Below are 19879 nucleotides of genomic sequence, written 5' to 3' on the forward strand. Positions count from 1 at the left end.
CCATGAAATTTGCCACTATTCTGATGGCCACTTGCGCCATGATCGGTGCCACTTCGGCCCGGGCCGAAACGTCCGCCGAGCCAACGGCGCCGCAGCCGAAACTGATTGTGGCGATTTCGGTCGACCAGTTCTCAACCGACCTGTTCAACGAATATCGCGCCAATTTCACCGGCGGTTTGAAAAGGCTTGCTGATGGCGTCGCCTTTCCCAACGGTTATCAAAGCCATGCCGCGACCGAAACCTGCCCCGGCCATTCGACGATCCTGACCGGCAGTCGCCCCTCGCGCACCGGCATCATCGCCAATAGCTGGTTCGACCCTTCGGCGACGCGGACCGGCAAGAATGGCAAGCCCGATTATGGCGTCTATTGTTCCGAAGACACCAGTGTCGCTGGCAGCACGAGCAGCAATTATACGGTTTCCCCCAAATTGCTGAAGGTCCCGACTCTTGGGGACCGGATGCGCGCGATCAATCCGGCGTCACAAGTCGTCGCCATTTCGGGCAAGGATCGCGGCGCGGTGATGATGGGCGGGCACAATACCAACTTGACCGTCTGGTGGGATGGCAAGGCGTTTCGCGGTTATGAAGGCAACACGCTTCCCGCTGCGGCAGCTTCGATCAATGCTCGGGCACAGGCTGCCATTGCAAAGCCGGCCATGGTTAAGCTTCCGCAGATGTGCGCTACGCATTCGCGTACTGTGCCGATTGGCGGTGACGCAACGGTGGGCACATTGCAGCCACGAAAGGCTGGCGATGCCCGCGCCTTCCGCGCCACTGGCGAATTTGACGCGCTGACCACGGATCTTGCGCTTGCCGCGCTTTCCGAACGGCAATTGGGCAAGGGCAGCGCTACCGATGTGTTGGCGATCAGCCTGTCGGCTACCGACTATATCGGCCACAGTTTCGGCACCGCAGGCGCGGAAAGCTGTACACAGATTGCGGCGCTGGACGCCAATCTCGGCCGGCTGTTCGCGGCGCTCGACAAAGCAAAGATCAATTATGTCACGGTTCTGACTGCCGACCATGGCGGCCATGACCTGCCGGAACGCAACAAGCAACAGGGCCTGCCCGCTGCCGAGCGGGCCGATATCAAATTGATGCCGCAGGGCGTTGGGCCGGCACTGGCCAAGGCCTTCGATCTTCCTGAAGCAGCGATCATGGGCGACGCGCCTTTTGGCGACATGTATCTGTCGAAGATGATCCCTGCGGAAAAACGGGACGCCGTGTTGGCAGCGGCGATCAATCATTACCGGTCACACCCGCAGATCGAGGCGGTTTATTCCAAGACCGATCTTGCCGCGATCCCCTCTCCTTCGGGCCCTCCAGAGGATTGGAGCCTCGCACAGCGTATCCGCGCCAATTTCGATCCTGAACGGTCGGGCGATTTCTATGTCGTGTTGAAACGCTATGTCACGCCGATTCCCAATACCGGTTTCGGCTATGTCGCGACACATGGGTCGCCATGGGGCTATGACCGGCGCGTGCCGATCCTCTTCTGGTGGAAGGGTGTTGCGCCGTTTGAACAGCCCAATGGTATCGAAACGGTCGACATCATGCCCACGCTTGCCAGCCTGATCAATCTGGACGTTCCCAAGGAAGAGATTGACGGCCGCTGTGTCGATCTGATCGCCGGTGCCGGGAGCAATTGTAAGTAATTGCACTTCCCCTCCCGCGCGGCGGGAGGGGGAGAGCATTATTTGCCCAAAGCGGCGCGCCGTTCTTTCATCCACCTTTTGTGGATTGCTTCAACCTCGCGCATTGCTTGGAAAACGCTGCGATCGGGGGCGGGGCGGCCCGTGCGGCCCAGCGCATATATCTGGCTGTAATACCAGAACTGGCAGGCAAAGCCGTCGATTGCCTTCAACGCCTTTATGCGGGTGAGGAACTGCAGCGACGGCGGGAAAAGCTTGAGCTCATTTTCCTTGCGCGGCAGCATTTCCATTCCGCCTAGCAGGCGCCTCGGCCCTTCGGGAAAATAGCAGAGCGGCCGCCCCAGCCCGATCACATCGGCCGCGCCTTGCCGCACCGCCTGTTCCATTGCTAACCGGCTGCGAAAGCCGCCAGTGACCATCAGGGGCATTTTGATTTCGGCGCGCATAGCCTTTGCAAAATCGACGAAATATGCTTCGCGGGCGAGCGTTGAGGCAGCGACATTTTGCGGTGCGGCTTCTTCCAGCCCTTCCATGTCCATCATTTTGGGCTGTTCATAGCTTCCGCCCGAAATCTCAAGAAGGTCGACACCCGCCTGTTCGAGCCATTTGGCAACTTGCAGGCTGTCTTCGAAGTCAAAGCCGCCGCGCTGGAAATCCGCGCTGTTTAACTTGACGGATATGGGGAAATTGGGGCCGACCACGGTGCGCACAGTGTTGACGATGAACAGCAACATACGGGCCCTGTTTTCAAGGCTTCCGCCCCAGCGATCGTTGCGCTGGTTGGAACGGGGGCTCAGAAATTGGGATAGCAGATAGCCGTGCGCCGCATGGATTTGCACACCGGTAAAGCCCACCTCCTTGCATATCCGCGCCGCAGTGCCGAAACGGCCGATCAGGTTGAGTATCTCTTCCTCGGTCAGTGCGACCGGCTGTCCGAACTGGCCGCCTGGCAGGCCGAGCTTGACGGCAGAGGGGGCCTTGGGATGCGGGTTGACCAGTTTCTGCGTCTGCCGCCCGGCGTGGCTGAGTTGGGCCCAGAAATGGTTGCCATTGCGCGTCGCTGCACTCGCCCAGTGCGACAGCGCGCGCTTTGCGTCGTCATCGGGTTCGCGGTCGATGATAACATTGCCCGGCCGTTCCAGATGATCGCCGTCGATCTGGATGTTGCCGGATAACAGCATTCCTGCGCCACCGTCGCTCCACGCAAGATAAAGGCGATCAAGGTCACCCGTCGCATGGCCATATATGTCAGCCAGCCCCTCGGTCATCGCCGCCTTGGAAAGGCGGTTCGGCAGGATGGCGCCACAAGGTAGCGTCAAAGGTTCGGCAAGTAGGGATGGCATTATTCGGCTTCGGCTTCGGTCTCGGACGTTTTGGCTGCGTCCTGACTCTTGTCATCTGCCTTGGGCTTGGCAGCAGCAGGGGCGGCGCTTGCCTCTATCGGTGCCATTTCGGTGTTTTCATCGGTCGGCACCATTTCATCGCTAATCGTACCTTCGACACTGTCGATATCGTCCATGCGCGTTTCGGTGACCTTGCTGTCAGCGCCGCCGCCCCCACAGGCAGCCAAAGCAAGGCAGGCAATCGGCAATATCATCAAGGGACGGCGCATAAGTTGACCTCTCTTCATTCTCAATTTTGCCGCATGTTACGGCCGGAAACATCTATGTGTTGCAAGTCCCGCTCGCCTTTTCAAGCGCAGCGAGAAAATCGGGCAATGTCGCCTCCAGTGCCGCATCAAAATCGCCAAGGCTGGCGGTGATGCCAAGGTCGGCAAGGCTGGTGACCGGATATTCGGCGATGCCGCAAGGCACGATGCCACCAAAATGCGATAGGTCGGGCGCGACATTGACAGCAAATCCATGTGCGGTGACCCAGCGGCGCACGCGTACTCCTATCGCGCCGATCTTTGCTTCCTGGCCAAAACGGTTGTCGCACCAGATGCCAATGCGTCCCTCTGCGCGGCGCGCCTTTATCCCGAACTGGTCCAGCGCGGCGATCACCCAGCCTTCGATGGCATGGACATAGCAGCGCACATCCTTGCAACGTGCCGCAAGGTCGAGCATCACATAGCCGACGCGCTGGCCGGGCCCATGATAGGTATAGCGCCCGCCACGGCCGGTATCATAAACGGGAAATTGCTGGCTCAGCAGCTCGGCCGGATCAGCGCTGGTGCCGCCGGTATAGAGCGGCGGGTGTTCAAGCAGCCAGATGAGTTCGCGCGCACTACCATCGCGAATGGCTGCTTGGCGTGTCTCCATCCTTGCCAACGCTTCCGGATAGGGAATGTGCGCGGCTGAAATGTCCCAGTCGATATTGCCAAAGGCCTGCATCGGATCGCCTTAGCGGCTGTGTACGCTGCTTGCCAGCCCTCCTGCCACAAGGTAACGCGTTGGGAAATTCGGAGACATTATGGCCAGACCGCTCGATTACTCACTCGCTTGGCAGGATGCCAAGGCATTGCTTCGCGGCCAGCGTGACGGGGTGATCGCCATTGCCGGCGCGCTCTGGTTCTTTCCGACCTGGCTTTCGGGATATCTGACCCGCAATAGCGAAATGGGATCAGGCGAAAACTTCGCTGACCTTATCATCGCCGTGCAGCAAATGTATGCCGCTCACTGGTATATCCTGCTGCCAACCATGCTGATCGGTCTGTGGGGTACGACCTCGCTCTACGCGCTGCTCACCCGTGGCGACCTTGCGAAAAATGGCGATGCCCTGCGTTTAGGGCTGGCTCTGCTGCCGGTCTATTTCCTTGCGCAACTTCTGACCGGCTGGGCGATCATGCTAGGAATATTGCTGTTCATCCTGCCTGGGCTGTATCTGATCGGGCGATTGCTTCCCGTTGGCGCGGTGATTGTTGCCGAACCGGCACGCGGCGTAATCGGCAGCCTGCGCCATGGCTGGGCGTTGACCGCCGGTCAGGGCTGGCGGGTGACGCTGTTTTTTCTGGTGATCATGCTGATTACGACGATCGCCTATTTTGTTGCCAGCCTGTTTATCGAACTTCCGGTGACATTGATGGCAGGGCGGGGTGGGGTACCTTTATTGTCGGCCGCGGTAGAGGCGGCGGGCAGCACGGTGATCAACCTGCTGTCGCTTGCCGTGACGGTGGCGGTATATCGGCGGTTGTCAGCAGACTGAGCGGCTAGTGGTTGTCGGTCTGGCCGGCATTTGCGGCCATCGATTTTGACATGCCGGCAAAGGCCGACACCATCGAATCCACGAAATCGGGATCGGCGGGGATGGTCTCCTTCGCCGCCTGTTGCATCGCCACTACCCATTGGGTGGCCACTGCATAATTCATTCCCGGCATCGCCCGATGCGCCGACATCACACAGGCCCCCGGGTGCTTTTCAAACCAATCGCGCGGGCCGCCCATCCATGCGACGAGGAAATCGGTCAAGGATTCGCGCATTGGTGCAAGGTCAGGGCCGTGCATCGCCCGCAATTCGGCAAAGTCGGGTTCGCTGTCCATCAGGTCGTAAAAGCGGTCGACCATGCGCGCGATCGGTTCACGCCCGCCGATACGTTCAAAGGGCCGTTGCGGCTTTGCTGCAGGGTCGGCTTCGCTCATGCTCTCGCTTTAACAATCAGATGTCGATTCCGTCTTTGCGTCAGATCAAAATCAGACGTTGAAACGGAACAGCATGATATCGCCGTCCTTGACCTCATATTCCTTGCCTTCGGAACGCCATTTACCGGCTTCCTTGGCACCGGCTTCCCCATTGTGATCGACATAGTCCTGATAGGCCATGGTCTCGGCGCGGATGAAGCCCTTTTCGAAATCTGTGTGAATGACGCCTGCGGCCTGCGGGCCCTTCGCGCCCTTGAACACGGTCCAGGCCCGCGCTTCCTTGGGACCGACGGTGAAGAAGGTGATGAGGTGGAGCAGTTCATAACCTGCGCGGATCACGCGGGCGAGGCCGGTTTCCTCTAAACCGAGATCGGCGAGGAAGACCTCCCGGTCTTCGTCTGGCATTGTCGAAATCTCGGCCTCGATTGCGGCGGAAACGACCACCGCTTCGGCACCTTCGGCCTTGGCCTTTTCAAACACCTTCGCCGACAACGCATTGCCGTTGGCTGCCGAGCTTTCTTCGACATTGCAGACATAGAGAACCGGCTTTGATGTTAGCAACTGCGCCTGTTTCAGGATGCGTTCTTCTTCGGGGTCGTTGGGCACGACCAGCCGGGCAGGCTTTCCATCGCGCAGCAGATCAAGCGCACGGCCCAGCACGGCCGCGGCGATCTTTGCTTCCTTGTCGCCGCCAGTCGCCTTTTTCTGAAAGGCGGGCACCCGCTTTTCTAGGCTTTCAAGATCGGAAAGCATCAATTCGGTTTCGACGGTGTCCGCATCCGAAATCGGATCGATCTTGTTGTCGACATGCTGGATATCGTCATTTTCGAAACAGCGCAGAACATGGACGATCGCGTCCACTTCCCGGATGTTGGCAAGAAACTGGTTGCCTAGGCCTTCGCCCTTGGATGCACCGCGCACCAGCCCGGCAATATCGACAAAGCTTAGCTGCGTTTCGATGATCTTGGCACTGCCGCCAATCTTGGCGATGGTGTGCAGCCGCGGATCGGGCACGGCGACTGCACCAACATTCGGCTCAATCGTGCAGAAGGGATAATTGGCCGCCTGCGCCGCCTGCGTCTCGGTCAGCGCATTGAACAGAGTGGACTTGCCGACATTGGGCAGCCCGACGATACCGCATTTGAAACCCATAATATCCTCTTTGGGAAAGATTTGCGGGCTCCCTAGCGGGAGTGCGCCGGAAAGGCCATAGCCACATCACCCCTCCCGCGTGCAGGAGGGGGAAGCGCTTAATCCAGCACGGCCTTCACCCAAGGCCCGACCGGCGAATTGCCGAGCATGGCGATTTGCGTTTCTGCCGAAACGCGATTGATCGCCTCTTGCGGCTTGGGCCCGGGATGCACCGCGCGGCGCAGCGGGCGGGTTCCGGCGGGCATGGCTGCAATCTCTGCAATCGCGCGGGGAATGTCCATCGGGTCGGCGGTACGGCGAGTGCCGTCTTCCTTGCCCATCCGGTCGACCAGCGCGGGGTAGGCCGCGGCTTCGTCTGCGGTCAGGCGCGCCTTTAATTCGCTGGCCAGTTCGTTGCGGTTCACCCAAACCTTGGTCGGATAACCACCGGGCTGGATCACGCAGACCTCGATATTGTGTGGCACCAACTCATACGCCATCGCCTCGCTCATTGCCTCCAGCGCGAATTTGGTCGGCGAATAATGGCCTGATGACGGGGTGATGACGCGGCCCAATTGTGAGGAAATGTTGAAGATCAGCCCGCGCTTCGCCTTGCGCATCCCGGGCAAAACAGCGCGCGCCATGCGGTGCGGGCCATAGACGTTGGTATCGAAGATCAGCTTGGTTGCCGCCATGTCCTGCAATTCGATTGGCCCGGCATAGCCGACGCCCGCATTGTTGATGAGGATGTCGATCGGCCCGCCCACTATCCGCTCCGCTTCGGCGACGCCTTTGGCGACCTGTTCGTCGGACGTCACGTCGATCTCGACGATATGCAGGTCCAGCTTTTCCTTCGCCGCCTCTGCCTTCAGTTCATCGGCTTCCTTGCGGGGAAGCCCCCGCATCGTCGCAATCACCTTTGCACCTTCGCGCGCAAGGTGCAGCGCTGCAAGATAGCCAAAGCCTGACGAGCAGCCGGTGATCAGCGCGGATTTGCCGGCGAGCGGCTTTGCGTTTGCCGAGGCTACGCCGGGAACGGCGGCAGCCGCGCCTGCGGCGATTGCGGTTTTCAGGATGGTTCGGCGTTCGATTGCAGACATCATGGCTCTCCTTCTGGTCGAAAGATTGGGTGCCGCCACATCGGATGCAAGTTCAGCCAGTCTTTAGGCTGTAGAGCCGGTCAATCCTGCAGGCGGAGCGCCACTTCGTTCATGAAGCGCACATCGTCGCCCTTGGCGAGCCATTCGGCCTCGGCAGCGATCGCGGCCAGCATATCGGCCAAAGGATCAATCTCGTTCTTGGCGAAATTACCGAGCACATAGGGCGTCACCCGGTCCTTATGGCCAGGATGGCCGATGCCCAAGCGTATCCGCCGGAAATCGGCGCCAATATGATCAATGGTCGAACGGATGCCATTGTGGCCGGCCGCACCGCCGCCGCGCTTCACCTTCATCTTGAACGGGGCAAGGTCGAGTTCGTCATAAAAGACGGTGACGTCTTCCGGTGTCAATTTGTAGAAATCGAGTGCGGCGCGAATGCTGCGGCCGCTTTCATTCATGAAGGTCGCCGGTTTCAGCAGGAGGATTTTGGCGGCGCCAATGCGCACTTCCTGTGCCCATCCCTGAAACTTCTTTTGGGCGGCGGGCGCATCATAGCGGTCTGCCATGACGTCAAGCGCCATGAAACCGATATTGTGCCGGTGCATCGCATATTGCGGACCGGGATTTCCGAGGCCTGCCCAGATCTGCAATTTGGCTCCCTTCCCACTTGCGGAAGGGGCTGGGGGAGGGCCCGATTTGGTGCCCCGTTACAGACCCTTCCCTAACCCCTCCCGCAAGCGGGAGGGGGATAAAGGGCTTATTAAGCGTCGGTCTTGCTGTTATCGCCTTCGGCCGAACGCATGCCCGAAGGGGCAACGATCGTCGCGATGGTGAAGTCACGGTCCGTGATCGCGCTCTTCGCGCCATCGGGCAGCTTCACATGGCTGATGTGGATCGAATCGCCGACGTCAAATCCGGCGACATCGATAGCGATTTCGTCAGGGATCTTGTCTGCAGCGCAAATCAGTTCGAGTTCGTGGCGAACAATGTTCAGCACGCCGCCGCGCTTCAAGCCAGGCGAGGCTTCTTCATTGGTGAACGACACGGGCACTTCGACGTGAATGGTCGAATCTTTGCCAAGGCGCATGAAGTCGACATGGATCGGGCGGTCGCTGACCGGATGGAAAGCCACATCCTTGGGAAGGGTACGCGTTACCGCGCTACCAACGGTGATCTCGACGATCGAGTTACCGAAATGGCCGGTCATCAAAGCCTTGATGAGTGCCTTTTCCTCGACATGGATGGTTTCGGGTTCCTTATTGTCGCCATAGATAACGGCGGGAACACGGCCTTCGCGACGCAATGCACGGGAGGCTCCCTTGCCAGCCCGTTCGCGCGGCTCAGCCGACAAAGTCAGCAGATCGCTCATAATATTTCTCCAGATAAATTTGCTTTTTGCCGCCACGCCTCCAGGGATGACCATCACGGCAAGCGCGCGCCACTAGGGCGAAACCTGCGCAAATGCAAGCCTTTTCGGGAATGTGCGCCCGTCAGTCGAGGATATAGTTGACCGATCCGCGATACCAACCTGCCGCATTGCCGCTGCCCTGGCGAATGCGCCCGTCCTGCGCAGCATAAAGTGCGGCACTTGCAGCGATGCTTTCAACCTCTGGGCAGCCAATCCGCTTCAACATCACCCGGTCGACTGAACCCGTGTCGCCAAACTGCACCAGGAACGGAATTTGCATGCGGATGCGTTTCTTGTTGCCAATCGCCTTGCACTTGCCAGCGGCAACAAGCCGGTCGACATCGGCCATCGCGCCGTCACCCAGATTGACCGTCATGCTCTTGGCAAGCGCCGGAAAATCCGCCCAGTCATTGTCTGCATCGGCAACTTCGACCCGCTGCGCCGCAAGCGGTGTTGCGGCAAGGGCAAACAGGGCGGTCAAAAGCAACGGACGCATGGACAATCTCCTTGAAAGGATCTTCTATCTTAAAGCAGCGGCGGCCGCCAGCGACCGCGCGACGAAGCGCCGATGCTGTTCGACCGGCCTCAATAGGCGATCCGCTTGGCCTCTATGCCATAGGCTTTCAGCAGTTCGGGTACACTGGTGGTACCCGAAAGATGCCCTGCACCCACCGCCATGAAGCTGGTGCCCGGCTTTTCCAACTGCTTGTTGATCCAGTGCGCCCATTGGGCATTGCGGTTGGTCAGCAGCGCGGCAAATAATTTGGGATCGGTCATCCCTTCATTCATCAATTTTGCCAGACCTTCAGGATCGGGCTGGCCCCACAGATCGACCATATTATCCATCATGCCGTTCAGGTCATCGATGCTTTTGGCGCCCTCGACCAGAAAGCGCAGTTGGGTTTCCTGCGACAGATTGTCGAAAATCTGCAGCTGCTGTTCCATCGTCTCCACGCCGATGATCGGCTTGTTTGCAGCCTTGGCAGCGGCCGTCAGCTGTGTTTCGACGCCACTATTCACATCAAAGCCGCTTTTCTGAAGGCCAACGACCTGCATTGTCACCGCTGCAGCCCATGGATCGAGCGGTTCGAACGCAGCGACCGGAAGGCCGACCTTCTCCATTGCCTTTGCATAGATCGCGCGCTCTTCCTCGGTCATTTTCGAGGTCAGTGCCTTGCCGCTATGGTCGATGCCATATTTGCCGAATAATTGCTGTGTTGTTGCCATGTCCGGCTCGACCAGTTCCAGCACAAGCCGTTCGGACCGGTCAAAGGCGGCCTTCACCTCTTCGTCAAACCACCCCATTCCCGGTTTCAGGATATGGACGGTGCCAAACATGTAGATTTTCGTATCGGCATCCTGAACGACCCAAAGCGCGGGATCGACATCCTTCACCGGTGCCGGCGCATCCTGCGCAACGGCGGGCGCTGCGGCTAGTGACAATGCGCCCAATGCTTTCAACAGGCGTGCGGGTTTACCAAATATCGACATTATCTTGGTCCTTTCAGCGGCTCGGGCCTTTCCACAAAATGGGATGCTCCGCAAAATTGTCCAGCTTTATGGGCAGATTGATCAGTAAAAAGAGGTAGCTGCCTTGATTTAGCCGGCTCCATCCGCCAAGGGCAGGCCATGTCTGATACAGGACCTTTGACCTTCCAGGACCTGATCCTGACGCTCCATGATTATTGGGGCAAGCAGGGCTGCGTCATCTTGCAACCTTATGATATGCGCGTTGGCGCGGGGACCTTTCACCCTGCCACCACTTTGCGCGCGCTCGGCCCCGATAGCTGGAACGCCGCATATGTGCAGCCCAGCCGTCGCCCGACCGATGGCCGCTATGGCGAAAACCCGAACCGGTTGCAGCATTATTACCAATATCAGGTGATCATGAAGCCCAGCCCGGCGAATTTGCAGGAGCTGTATCTGGGATCATTGGACGCGATCGGTATCGATCCGCTGAAGCACGATATCCGCTTTGTTGAGGATGACTGGGAATCGCCCACGCTGGGCGCCTGGGGTCTTGGCTGGGAAGTCTGGTGTGACGGGATGGAAGTGACGCAGTTCACATATTTCCAGCAAATGGGCGGCTTCGACTGCAAGCCTGTAGCCGGCGAACTGACTTATGGGCTGGAACGGCTCGCCATGTATATTCAAGGCAAAGACAGCGTTTACGATCTCGCCTTCAACAATGCCGGCGTGACTTATGGTGACGTGTTCCACAAGAATGAGGTCGAGTTTTCGACCTATAATTTCGAAGTCGCCGATACCGATCAGCTGTTTCAGGGTTTCAAAAATGCCGAGGCAGAGTGCAAGCGCTGCATCGAAGCGGGCGTGCCGCTTGCCGCCTATGACCAGGCGATCGAGGCGAGCCATTTGTTCAACCTGCTGCAAGCGCGCGGCGTGATCAGCGTGCAGGAACGCGCATCCTATATGGGCCGCGTCCGCGATCTCGCCAAAGGCAGTTGTCAGGCATGGATGGAAAAGAACGGTTGGGACGCGTGATGACCGATTTCCTCCTAGAACTTCGCAGCGAAGAAATCCCCGCGCGGATGCAGGCAAAGGCCAAGGACGATCTGGTCCGCCTTTTCACCGAAGCACTCGCCAAGGCCGGCCTCGCCGCCGAAACCGTCGAAGCCTTTGCCACGCCCCGCCGGCTGGCCTTGATTGCCAAGGGGCTGCCGCTGGAAACACAGGCGGTGTCTGAAGAAACCAAAGGGCCCAAAGTCGGCGCGCCGCCGCAGGCGATGGAGGGCTTTCTTCGTAAAACCGGATTGAACGAAGACCAGTTGGTTGAACGCGATGGCGTCTATTTTGCTGTGGTTGAAAAGCCTGGTCGCAAAACCGCCGATGTGCTGGCCGAAGCGATCCCGGCGATCATCCGCGCATTCCCCTGGCCGAAATCGCAACGCTGGGGTGCAGCATCGGCGAGCACCGAAAGCTTGCGCTGGGTGCGACCATTGCAGGGTATTATTGCCTTGCTCGGCGATGATGTGGTGGCATGCGAGATTGACGGCATCGTCAATGGACGTGAGACAATGGGCCACCGGTTCCATTCCACCGGCCCTGTCGAAATCGCCAATGCCGCCGCCTATGTTGAGGCATTGCGTGCCGCCCATGTGATCGTCCATTATAGCGAGCGCACCGCGATCATTCGCGATGGCGCCGCGGCCGCAGCGAAAGCGGCCGGGCTGACGCTGGTCGAGGATGAAGGTCTGGTCGCGGAAAATGCGGGCCTGACCGAATGGCCGGTGCCGATGCTTGGCCGGTTTGATCCTGCGTTTCTGGAAGTGCCGCAAGAGGTGATCCAGCTGACCGCGCGGGTGAACCAGAAATATTTCGTCTGCCATGACAAGTCCGGCAAACTGGCCAACGCCTTTGTCTGCACCGCCAATATCGTCGCCAATGATGGCGGCGCAGCGATTGTTGCGGGCAATGAAAAGGTGCTGGCGGCACGGCTTTCGGATGCCAAATTCTTCTGGGAACAGGATCTGAAAATCCCGCTCGACGAACAGGCGAAGAAACTGTCGCAGATCACCTTTCATGAGAAGCTGGGGACAGTTTCTGACAAGGTTGAACGCGTGGCACAGCTCGCCCGCTGGCTGGTTGAGCAAGCTATCGTCAACGGCGCTAGCGCCGATGATGCCGAACGCGCGGCACGCCTGTGCAAGGCCGATCTTGTCACTGGTATGGTCGGCGAATTCCCCGAACTGCAAGGCCTGATGGGCGGCTATTACGCCCGCGCCCAAGGCGAGGCAGATGCCGTCGCTGACGCAGTGCGCGACCATTATAAGCCGGTCGGGCAGGGCGATGATGTGCCCACCGCTCCGGTGACGGTGGCGGTTAGTTTGGCGGACAAGCTGGATACGCTGGTTGGGTTTTTTCAGATTGATGAAAAACCGACCGGATCCAAAGACCCCTTTGCTCTGCGGCGTGCGGCGATCGGGATATTGAGCCTTATATTGGAGAATGATCTGCGGGTTTCCATGCGAGACTTGATCACGGCGGCAGCTCATGCTGGCGGATCAAATGCTGGACTAGATATAGCCAACTTCCTGATTGACAGGCTTAAAGTTCAGCAACGCGATGCTGGTATTCGTCACGATATGATTGATGCCGTGGTGGCGGTTGCAAATGGCGGCGATAATGTCCTCATGGTAAAACGGGTGAAGGCTTTGCAAGGCTTTGTCGGCACCGATGAAGGCGCGAACCTGCTCGCGGGCTACAAGCGCGCGGCGAACATATTGAAGCAGGCAGACGTCGCCCCGGCGCAGGCCGGGGCCGCTGGAGGCGCTACTCAAACCGCACAGGATAAACCGACGGCGGCCCCTGCCTCCGCAGGGGCGACGGAATTAGCCCTGCTCTCTGCCCTCGACAGCGCCGAGCCCAAGGCCGTAGCCGCGATCGAGGCCGAGCAGTTCGAGGATGCCATGGCTGCGCTCGCCTCACTGCGCGCGCCGATTGATGCCTTTTTCGATGGCGTGATGGTGAATGACCCAGATCCCGAAAAACGGGCGTTCAGGCTGGGATTGCTGGCACGGTTCCGCGACGCGGTTAGCCAAGTTGCCGATTTCTCCAAAATCGAAGGATAGGTCTGTCCTGTAATCGGCCGCGATTGATCTGGATCATGGCGGCCGGCCCCGAAAGTGCCTCTGGTGGGTTACCTTTTATAAGGAGACCCGCATCATGGCCGTCATGCACCGAATTCGCATTTTTCATGCCTTTCTCGCGATCACCGTTCTTGCCGCTTATTTTTCCGCTGAAACCGGCCTGATCCACGCTTGGTTGGGATATGGCGTGGCGGCGCTTATCGCCTTCCGGTTGATTTGGGCATTGAGCGGTGCGCCGCAGCTCGGGCTTGAACGCTTTTATCCCTCGTTCAAGGACTTGCACCTAAAGGGCATCGCCACCCATCCCGCGATCAGCCGGCTGTTGCTAGCGTGCATCGCCCTTTCGGTCATCGGCGCGACGGGCACCGGGATAATGATGGACAATGGCCGTTCATTAAAGTCGGCTTCGCTCAGTTCCTTGTCCTTCTCGGCCGAAAGCGAGGAAAGCGAAGAAAGCGAGGACGAGTCGGGCGAGGCCTATGAAGAGGCGCATGAGTTGCTCGCCAATCTGGCCATGGCTTTTGTGGTCATGCATGTCTTATATTTGTTGGCATTCAAACGCCCCTTGGCGCGCTTCATGCTGTTTGCGAATAAATCCGCCAAATAATTCCCTTCTATGCTTGACTCTAAAGTGTTGCACTGCACAACGGCGCGCATCTTAGATGGCCACAAAGGAACCGGCTGCGCGATGACCCAATATGTTTTCCGTTTTGGCGGCGGTGTCGACGATAATGGCGCAGGCAATAAGAACCTGCTCGGCGGCAAGGGCGCGAATTTGGACGGCATGGCCGCGATCGGTCTTCCGGTGCCCCCGGGCTTTACGATCACCACCGAGGTTTGCACCGCCTATTACGCCAATGGGGAAGCCTTTCCTGACGGCCTTGCCGATCAGGTCGCACATGGAATTACGCATATTGAAGGCATGACGGACAAGCGTTTTGGCGATCCCGCCGATCCCTTGCTTGTTTCGGTGCGATCGGGCGCGCGGGTATCGATGCCGGGGATGATGGACACCGTCCTTAACCTTGGCCTCAACGATGTGACGGTCGAAGGGCTGGCAGCCTCATCTGGCGATGCACGCTTTGCGTGGGACAGTTATCGCCGCTTCATCCAGATGTATGCCGATGTGGTGTTGGGGCTGGACCATCATGCATTTGAGGATGCGTTGGAAATTGCGAAAGAGGATCGCGGGTTTTTTCTCGATACCGAATTGCAGGCTGATGACCTGATCGAACTGGTCGGCGAGTATAAGAAGCTGGTTGAGGCGGAATGGGGCAAGCCTTTTCCGCAGGATGTGCATGAACAGCTTTGGGGTGCAGTCGGCGCGGTATTTGCCAGTTGGGAATCGGATCGGGCCAAGGTCTATCGCCGTTTGAATGGCATTCCCGCCGATTGGGGCACCGCCGTCAATGTGCAGGCGATGGTCTTTGGCAATATGGGCGACACGTCGGCAACCGGCGTTGCCTTCACCCGCGACCCAGCGACCGGCGAAAATGCCTATTATGGCGAATATCTGATCAATGCCCAGGGCGAGGATGTTGTGGCTGGCATCCGCACGCCGCAATATTTGACCAAGGCTGCGCGCGAGGCGGCCGGTGCCAAGCCGCTGAGCATGGAAGAGGCGATGCCCGAGGCCTATGCCGAATTGGCGCGCGTGTTCGAGATACTCGAGCGGCATTATCGCGACATGCAGGATATCGAATTCACCGTCGAACGCGGCAAATTGTGGATGCTGCAGACACGTTCGGGCAAGCGCACCGCTAAGGCCGCGCTCAAGATCGCGGTCGATATGGCAGCGGAAGGGCTGATCACCAAAGAAGAGGCGGTCTGCCGCGTCGATCCGATGGCATTGGACCAGCTTCTCCACCCGACCCTCGATCCGCAAGCACCGCGCGATGTGTTGACCAAGGGTCTGCCGGCATCGCCGGGGGCGGCATCGGGCAAGATCGTGTTCGATGCTGACACGGCGGAAAAATGGAATGACCGCGGTGAGGCGGCGATCCTGGTCCGCGTTGAAACCAGCCCAGAAGATATTCACGGCATGCATGCCGCGCGCGGCATCTTGACCGCGCGGGGCGGGATGACGAGCCATGCGGCCGTCGTCGCGCGGGGCATGGGCCGGCCTTGCGTTTCCGGTGCAGGCAGCCTTGCAATTGACAATGCGGCAAAGCTGCTGCGCGTCGCCGGACGGACGTTGAGCGAAGGCGATGTGATTACCATTGACGGCGCGACGGGCGAAGTGATGGCAGGGTCTGTCCCCACGCTGCAGCCGGAACTGGTCGGCGATTTTGGCACGCTGATGGAATGGGCCGATGGATCGCGCCGGATGAAGGTGCGTGCCAATGCCGAAACGCCGCTGGATGCGCAGACCGCGCGCGATTTCGGCGCGGAAGGCATCGGGCTTTGCCGCACCGAACATATGTTCTTTGACGCGAGCCGGATCACCGCCGTGCGCCAAATGATTTTGGCCGAAGACGAACGTGGTCGCCGCGCCGCGCTGGAAAAACTGCTGCCTGAACAGCGCAGGGATTTTGTCGCGATCTTTGAAGTGATGGCGGGGCTGCCCGTTACCATCCGCCTGCTCGATCCGCCGCTGCACGAATTTTTGCCGACGCAGGAGGCCGATTTTGCAGAGGTCGCCGAGGCGGCCGGCGTCGGTATTGAAACGCTGAAACAGCGGGCGAACGAACTGCATGAATTCAACCCGATGTTGGGCCATCGCGGTTGCCGGCTGGGCGTGACCTATCCCGAAATCTACGAGATGCAGGCGCGGGCAATATTCGAGGCTGCCTGTGCGCTCGAAACCGCGCCAGTGCCCGAAATCATGATTCCCTTGGTTGCAACCAAGCGCGAGCTGGAGCTGATGAAAGAGGTTGTCGACAAAGCGGCAGAAGCGGTCTTTGCCGAACAGGGCAAGCGCATCGAATATCTTGTCGGCACGATGATTGAACTGCCGCGCGCCGCGTTGATGGCCGATGAGATTGCAGAGGTTGGCGCTTTCTTCTCCTTCGGTACCAATGACCTGACGCAAACCACGCTGGGTGTATCGCGCGACGATGCCGCGCGCTTCCTCATTCATTATGTGGATAAGGGCATCTATACGTCCGATCCATTCGTCTCGCTTGATGTTGAAGGCGTCGGCCAGTTGATCGAGATTGCGACAGCGAAGGGGCGTTCGGTGCGCCCCGAAATCAAGCTGGGCATATGCGGCGAACATGGCGGTGACCCCGCCTCGATCGCTTTCTGCGAAAAGACCGGCCTCGATTATGTCAGCGCCTCGCCTTATCGCGTGCCTATCGCCCGTTTGGCAGCAGCGCAGGCGGCCTTGCGTAGGGCGTAACCATGGGATAGCAGCCTCTTTGAGGGAGAGGCATTCATGAAGCCATGGTTACGATATGCGTTTTGCATCCTTTTGGGTGTCGGGGGCGGAACAGCCTTAGCCGTACACCAAGTGCGCGGTGCCGATCTTGGCCGGCAAGTCACCAATGGGCCATGGAGCACCAACACCGATAATGGCACCGCCGACGCCTCGGCGTTGAGCCGCGCCCGTGTTGCGCTTTTCGGCCTACTCGCGCTGCCCGCGAAGGAGGCGATGTATTACCGTGCGGAAAGCGATAGCGCCGGCGCTCCGCTCAACGGCAGTTGCACCTATACCGTCAGCGGCGGCGAAATGGATGCGCGCTGGTGGAGTATCACGCTTTACAAGGGCGAAGGTTGGCTGGTGAAAAATGAGGCAGACCGCTGGTCGGTGGGCGGCAATGCGCCGGCACGCGATGCGAGCGGCAACTGGTCGTTCACAGTTTCGCCTGAAAAGCCCGAAGGCGTTTGGCTGCCAACCGGACGGACGCCGCAATTTGACCTGACGTTGCGTATCTATCACCCGCGCGGTGCACTAATCGACAATCCGGCAAAAGCCACATTACCCGTCATCAAGAAGGAGCGCTGTGCATGATTCGCAATTGGCTCTTTCCCATCGCCGCAGGCCTGATCGTCGCAACGATCGCCTGGCAGGGCACTTTGGTTGCAACGCCTTATGTGCTGATGTCCACCGCAATGAAGCGCATCGGGCAGGGCGCACCGGTGAACAGTTTCGGATTTGGCGAAATGGCAACAGCTGATCGCCAGCCGATTGTGCGGCCCAGCCCCGATCTCAGCTATTCGACTTGCGTTTTTGACCTGTCGAAGGGACCGGTTCTGGTTGATGTTCCCTCTGTGCCGGGACGTTATTGGTCGGTCAGCATTTTTGATGCCCGAACCGACGTCGCCGCGGTCCGCAGTGATCGCGATACCGGCGGCAAGCCCGCAAGGTTGGCGCTGTTGCGCGAAGGACAAAAGGCCCCGGCAGGGTATGATGCTGTGCAATTGAGCTATGACAAGGGGCTGGCGCTGATCCGCATCCTGTTATCGAGTCCGTCGGACTTTGCCGAAATCGACGCGATCCGGCGCACCGCGACGTGCCGTGTCGCAAAAGCAAATTAAGGGCTTGCGAATCCGCCAGCGCGAGCCTATTGGCACGCCTCCACGCACCCATAGCTCAGCTGGATAGAGCACCAGACTACGAATCTGGGGGTCGGACGTTCGAATCGTTCTGGGTGCGCCATTTTCCTCTCCTTGTGCGAGAGTTGCCCCGAAAATGTCCTCAACAGCGAAATCCGCAATCGTTCTGCTGTCTGGCGGGCTCGATTCCATGGTTGTTGCCGCGCTGGCTCGTGAGGCGGGCTATGCAGTGCATGCGCTGACGATTGACTACAACCAGCGGCACCGTGTCGAACTGGAAAGCGCCGCGCGCATTGCCGCGCATCTGGGCGCCGCCGAACATATCGTCCTGCCGCTCGATCTGACCCGCTTTGGCGGATCGGCGCTGACGTCCGACATTGCCGTGCCCAAACATGGCGTCGACGAAAGCGGCATACCCGTCACCTATGTGCCGGCGCGCAATACCATCTTCCTTTCGCTGTGCCTTGGCCTTGCAGAGGCGCGCGGCGCGCATGACCTGTTCATCGGGGTCAATGCGCTCGATTATTCCGGCTATCCTGATTGCCGCCCAGAATTTATCGCGGCGTTTGAAACGATGGCCAATTTGGCGACAAAGGCCGGGGTTGAGGGTGCCCAATCCGGGGTAAAGGGTTTCACCGTCCACACACCGTTGCAGCACATGACCAAGGCTGAAATTGCGCGTGAAGCGCACCGGCTGGGCCTTGACGCTGGGATGAGCTGGTCTTGCTATGATCCTACGCCCGATAACAAGGCATGCGGCCAGTGCGACGCCTGCCGCCTGCGGGCCAAGGGCTTTGCCGACGCCGGCTTGCCTGATCCGACAATTTACGCATGAGCTACGCGGTCAAGGAAATCTTCCTGACATTGCAGGGCGAAGGCGTGCATGCCGGGCGGCGCGCTGTCTTCTTGCGCTTTGCCGGATGCAATTTGTGGAGCGGCCGTGAAGAGGATCGGAGCAGCGCAATCTGCCAGTTCTGCGATACCGACTTTGTCGGCATGGATGGTGAAAATGGCGGTCGTTACGAGGCGACCGCGCTCGCCGCGCTGGTTGCCGGCTTATGGGGGGAAGGGACCGCGCACCGCTATATCGTGCTGACTGGCGGTGAGCCCATGTTGCAGGTCGATGATGCGATCATCGATGCGTTGCACGCACAGGGTTTCACGATCGCGATTGAGAGCAACGGCACCTTGCCTGTCCATCCCGGAATTGACTGGGTGTGCGTCAGCCCCAAGGCAGGCAGTGATGTCGTGCAGCATCGCGGGAGTGAGTTGAAGCTGGTCTGGCCGCAGCCGGGCAGCGACACTGCCGCGATGGAGCAATGGGCATTCGACCATTTCCTGATCCAGCCGCTGGACAGCCATGATGCAGCGCGCAATGCCGGTAACCGGCAGGCCGCGATCGACTTTGTCCAAGCCAATCCCAAATGGCGGCTTTCGCTTCAAAATCACAAGGCTTTGGGGCTGCCCTGAACGGCTTCGTAAACCCCTTTGACTCGCTGCAACGATGGTGACAATATCATCGATGGAGAGAATGAAGGGGAGAGAGATTATGGCGTCAAAGGCGCAACCGATGATCCGTCGGGCCGAGCTGAAGGGCTATGGCAAGCGGATGAGCACCCACATTGCCTATGCGCTGGTGATGTACACACTCGCACTGATCTTTGAAGTGTCGCCGATGATCAAGGGATCGGGAATGGCGATCTGGCCTTATTTCCTGCTCGTATTCCTTGTTGGGTTGGTGATTCTTCCCTGCCGCAATTTTGAAAAGCGCTGGCAAATGCTGGAAGTCAGCGGTGAAGATGATTTGTCTGCCCAGTATAAGCGTGAGGTAAGGGGTCTTTGGCTGTGCGCCATCGGTGCTCCGACCGCGCTAATGGCGATCATCTGGATCATCCCCTGATTGACCC

At 59.1% G+C, this 19879-nt stretch carries 21 protein-coding genes and 1 tRNA gene; 12 read left to right on the forward strand and 10 right to left on the reverse strand.

The window, feature by feature from the left end; all coding sequences use genetic code 11:
* Positions 1-2 precede the first annotated feature (2 nt).
* Positions 3-1655 (forward strand): alkaline phosphatase family protein, encoded by a 1653-nt coding sequence (locus RSE16_06685; protein ID WRH77142.1) that lies wholly within the window; start codon positions 3-5, stop codon positions 1653-1655.
* Positions 1656-1693: 38 nt separating this feature from the next.
* Here RSE16_06685 and RSE16_06690 read toward each other — a convergent pair whose 3' ends face one another.
* Genes RSE16_06690 through lipB form a run of 3 tightly spaced genes read right to left on the reverse strand, consistent with a single transcriptional unit; the run spans position 1694 to position 3985 of the window.
* Positions 1694-2995, reverse strand: a complete 1302-nt coding sequence (locus RSE16_06690; GenBank protein ID WRH77143.1) for an NADH:flavin oxidoreductase/NADH oxidase family protein — start codon at positions 2993-2995, stop codon at positions 1694-1696.
* The gene (locus RSE16_06695) at positions 2995-3264 is read right to left on the reverse strand and encodes a hypothetical protein (protein ID WRH77144.1); all 270 of its coding nucleotides are present in this window, start codon (positions 3262-3264) and stop codon (positions 2995-2997) included. Before RSE16_06695 ends, RSE16_06690 begins: the two co-directional genes overlap by 1 nt.
* 52 nt (positions 3265-3316) lie before the next feature.
* The gene (gene lipB / locus RSE16_06700; protein WRH77145.1) at positions 3317-3985 is read right to left on the reverse strand and encodes a lipoyl(octanoyl) transferase LipB; all 669 of its coding nucleotides are present in this window, start codon (positions 3983-3985) and stop codon (positions 3317-3319) included.
* A 79-nt stretch (positions 3986-4064) separates the two neighbouring features.
* Here lipB and RSE16_06705 point away from each other — a divergent pair, with 79 nt between their 5' ends.
* Positions 4065-4796, forward strand: a complete 732-nt coding sequence (locus RSE16_06705; protein ID WRH77146.1) for a hypothetical protein — start codon at positions 4065-4067, stop codon at positions 4794-4796.
* Between the two features lie 4 nt (positions 4797-4800).
* On the opposite strand, the gene RSE16_06710 is transcribed toward RSE16_06705, so the two are convergent.
* The 7 genes from RSE16_06710 to RSE16_06740 all read right to left on the reverse strand — a co-directional run bounded on the left by RSE16_06710 (position 4801) and on the right by RSE16_06740 (position 10359).
* Positions 4801-5229, reverse strand: a complete 429-nt coding sequence (locus RSE16_06710) for a group II truncated hemoglobin (GenBank protein ID WRH77147.1) — start codon at positions 5227-5229, stop codon at positions 4801-4803.
* A gap of 51 nt (positions 5230-5280) precedes the next feature.
* On the reverse strand, positions 5281-6381 hold the full coding sequence (ychF, locus tag RSE16_06715; GenBank protein WRH77148.1) for a redox-regulated ATPase YchF: 1101 nt from the start codon (positions 6379-6381) through the stop codon (positions 5281-5283).
* A 98-nt stretch (positions 6382-6479) separates the two neighbouring features.
* Positions 6480-7463 carry an SDR family oxidoreductase gene (locus RSE16_06720; protein ID WRH77149.1) on the reverse strand — a complete coding sequence of 328 codons (984 nt, stop codon included), beginning with the start codon at positions 7461-7463 and terminating at the stop codon, positions 6480-6482.
* Between the two features lie 77 nt (positions 7464-7540).
* Complete coding sequence (gene pth / locus RSE16_06725) at positions 7541-8110, reverse strand: aminoacyl-tRNA hydrolase (GenBank protein WRH77150.1); 570 nt, start codon at positions 8108-8110, stop codon at positions 7541-7543.
* A gap of 110 nt (positions 8111-8220) precedes the next feature.
* Positions 8221-8829, reverse strand: coding sequence for a 50S ribosomal protein L25/general stress protein Ctc (locus RSE16_06730; GenBank protein WRH77151.1), 609 nt, complete (start codon positions 8827-8829; stop codon positions 8221-8223).
* Between the two features lie 121 nt (positions 8830-8950).
* Positions 8951-9364: a hypothetical protein gene (locus RSE16_06735; protein ID WRH77152.1), complete on the reverse strand. Its 414-nt coding sequence runs from the start codon at positions 9362-9364 to the stop codon at positions 8951-8953.
* Between the two features lie 89 nt (positions 9365-9453).
* Complete coding sequence (locus RSE16_06740) at positions 9454-10359, reverse strand: TraB/GumN family protein (GenBank protein ID WRH77153.1); 906 nt, start codon at positions 10357-10359, stop codon at positions 9454-9456.
* Between the two features lie 138 nt (positions 10360-10497).
* On the opposite strand from RSE16_06740, the gene RSE16_06745 reads away from it, so the two are divergent.
* From RSE16_06745 to RSE16_06790, 10 genes are all read left to right on the forward strand, one after another.
* Positions 10498-11370 (forward strand): glycine--tRNA ligase subunit alpha, encoded by an 873-nt coding sequence (locus RSE16_06745; protein ID WRH77154.1) that lies wholly within the window; start codon positions 10498-10500, stop codon positions 11368-11370.
* Entirely contained in the window at positions 11370-13457 is a 2088-nt protein-coding gene (gene glyS / locus RSE16_06750) for a glycine--tRNA ligase subunit beta (GenBank protein ID WRH77316.1), read from the forward strand. The genes RSE16_06745 and glyS overlap by 1 nt, the downstream gene beginning before the upstream one ends.
* A 94-nt stretch (positions 13458-13551) precedes the next feature.
* Positions 13552-14082 carry a cytochrome b/b6 domain-containing protein gene (locus tag RSE16_06755; protein WRH77155.1) on the forward strand — a complete coding sequence of 177 codons (531 nt, stop codon included), beginning with the start codon at positions 13552-13554 and terminating at the stop codon, positions 14080-14082.
* Positions 14083-14163: 81 nt separating this feature from the next.
* Positions 14164-16815, forward strand: coding sequence for a pyruvate, phosphate dikinase (gene ppdK, locus RSE16_06760; protein WRH77156.1), 2652 nt, complete (start codon positions 14164-14166; stop codon positions 16813-16815).
* A gap of 36 nt (positions 16816-16851) precedes the next feature.
* Positions 16852-17427 carry a DUF1214 domain-containing protein gene (locus RSE16_06765; protein WRH77157.1) on the forward strand — a complete coding sequence of 192 codons (576 nt, stop codon included), beginning with the start codon at positions 16852-16854 and terminating at the stop codon, positions 17425-17427.
* Entirely contained in the window at positions 17424-17954 is a 531-nt protein-coding gene (locus tag RSE16_06770) for a DUF1254 domain-containing protein (GenBank protein ID WRH77158.1), read from the forward strand. Before RSE16_06765 ends, RSE16_06770 begins: the two co-directional genes overlap by 4 nt.
* 44 nt (positions 17955-17998) lie before the next feature.
* Positions 17999-18075, forward strand: a tRNA-Arg gene (locus RSE16_06775).
* 33 nt (positions 18076-18108) lie between these two features.
* Positions 18109-18807 carry a 7-cyano-7-deazaguanine synthase QueC gene (gene queC, locus RSE16_06780; GenBank protein ID WRH77159.1) on the forward strand — a complete coding sequence of 233 codons (699 nt, stop codon included), beginning with the start codon at positions 18109-18111 and terminating at the stop codon, positions 18805-18807.
* Complete coding sequence (gene queE / locus RSE16_06785; GenBank protein WRH77160.1) at positions 18804-19442, forward strand: 7-carboxy-7-deazaguanine synthase; 639 nt, start codon at positions 18804-18806, stop codon at positions 19440-19442. Before queC ends, queE begins: the two co-directional genes overlap by 4 nt.
* 100 nt (positions 19443-19542) lie before the next feature.
* Positions 19543-19872 carry a hypothetical protein gene (locus tag RSE16_06790; protein ID WRH77161.1) on the forward strand — a complete coding sequence of 110 codons (330 nt, stop codon included), beginning with the start codon at positions 19543-19545 and terminating at the stop codon, positions 19870-19872.
* Positions 19873-19879: the final 7 nt, after the last annotated feature.

The sequence above is a fragment of the Sphingobium sp. genome (genome assembly GCA_035196065.1).
In the GTDB taxonomy this organism is placed as follows: Bacteria; Pseudomonadota; Alphaproteobacteria; order Sphingomonadales; family Sphingomonadaceae; genus Sphingorhabdus_B; species Sphingorhabdus_B rara.

Excerpts from the sequence above, each read along its gene's own strand:
- RSE16_06685 (WRH77142.1), top strand. The coding sequence starts at position 3 with ATGAAATTTGCCACTATTCTGATGGCCACTTGCGCCATGATCGGTGCC.
- RSE16_06690 (WRH77143.1), bottom strand. The coding sequence starts at position 2,995 with ATGCCATCCCTACTTGCCGAACCTTTGACGCTACCTTGTGGCGCCATC.
- RSE16_06695 (WRH77144.1), bottom strand. The coding sequence starts at position 3,264 with ATGCGCCGTCCCTTGATGATATTGCCGATTGCCTGCCTTGCTTTGGCT.
- lipB (WRH77145.1), bottom strand. The coding sequence starts at position 3,985 with ATGCAGGCCTTTGGCAATATCGACTGGGACATTTCAGCCGCGCACATT.
- RSE16_06705 (WRH77146.1), top strand. The coding sequence starts at position 4,065 with ATGGCCAGACCGCTCGATTACTCACTCGCTTGGCAGGATGCCAAGGCA.
- RSE16_06710 (WRH77147.1), bottom strand. The coding sequence starts at position 5,229 with ATGAGCGAAGCCGACCCTGCAGCAAAGCCGCAACGGCCCTTTGAACGT.
- ychF (WRH77148.1), bottom strand. The coding sequence starts at position 6,381 with ATGGGTTTCAAATGCGGTATCGTCGGGCTGCCCAATGTCGGCAAGTCC.
- RSE16_06720 (WRH77149.1), bottom strand. The coding sequence starts at position 7,463 with ATGATGTCTGCAATCGAACGCCGAACCATCCTGAAAACCGCAATCGCC.
- RSE16_06730 (WRH77151.1), bottom strand. The coding sequence starts at position 8,829 with ATGAGCGATCTGCTGACTTTGTCGGCTGAGCCGCGCGAACGGGCTGGC.
- RSE16_06735 (WRH77152.1), bottom strand. The coding sequence starts at position 9,364 with ATGCGTCCGTTGCTTTTGACCGCCCTGTTTGCCCTTGCCGCAACACCG.
- RSE16_06740 (WRH77153.1), bottom strand. The coding sequence starts at position 10,359 with ATGTCGATATTTGGTAAACCCGCACGCCTGTTGAAAGCATTGGGCGCA.
- RSE16_06745 (WRH77154.1), top strand. The coding sequence starts at position 10,498 with ATGTCTGATACAGGACCTTTGACCTTCCAGGACCTGATCCTGACGCTC.
- glyS (WRH77316.1), top strand. The coding sequence starts at position 11,370 with ATGACCGATTTCCTCCTAGAACTTCGCAGCGAAGAAATCCCCGCGCGG.
- RSE16_06755 (WRH77155.1), top strand. The coding sequence starts at position 13,552 with ATGGCCGTCATGCACCGAATTCGCATTTTTCATGCCTTTCTCGCGATC.
- ppdK (WRH77156.1), top strand. The coding sequence starts at position 14,164 with ATGACCCAATATGTTTTCCGTTTTGGCGGCGGTGTCGACGATAATGGC.
- RSE16_06765 (WRH77157.1), top strand. The coding sequence starts at position 16,852 with ATGAAGCCATGGTTACGATATGCGTTTTGCATCCTTTTGGGTGTCGGG.
- RSE16_06770 (WRH77158.1), top strand. The coding sequence starts at position 17,424 with ATGATTCGCAATTGGCTCTTTCCCATCGCCGCAGGCCTGATCGTCGCA.
- queC (WRH77159.1), top strand. The coding sequence starts at position 18,109 with ATGTCCTCAACAGCGAAATCCGCAATCGTTCTGCTGTCTGGCGGGCTC.
- queE (WRH77160.1), top strand. The coding sequence starts at position 18,804 with ATGAGCTACGCGGTCAAGGAAATCTTCCTGACATTGCAGGGCGAAGGC.
- RSE16_06790 (WRH77161.1), top strand. The coding sequence starts at position 19,543 with ATGATCCGTCGGGCCGAGCTGAAGGGCTATGGCAAGCGGATGAGCACC.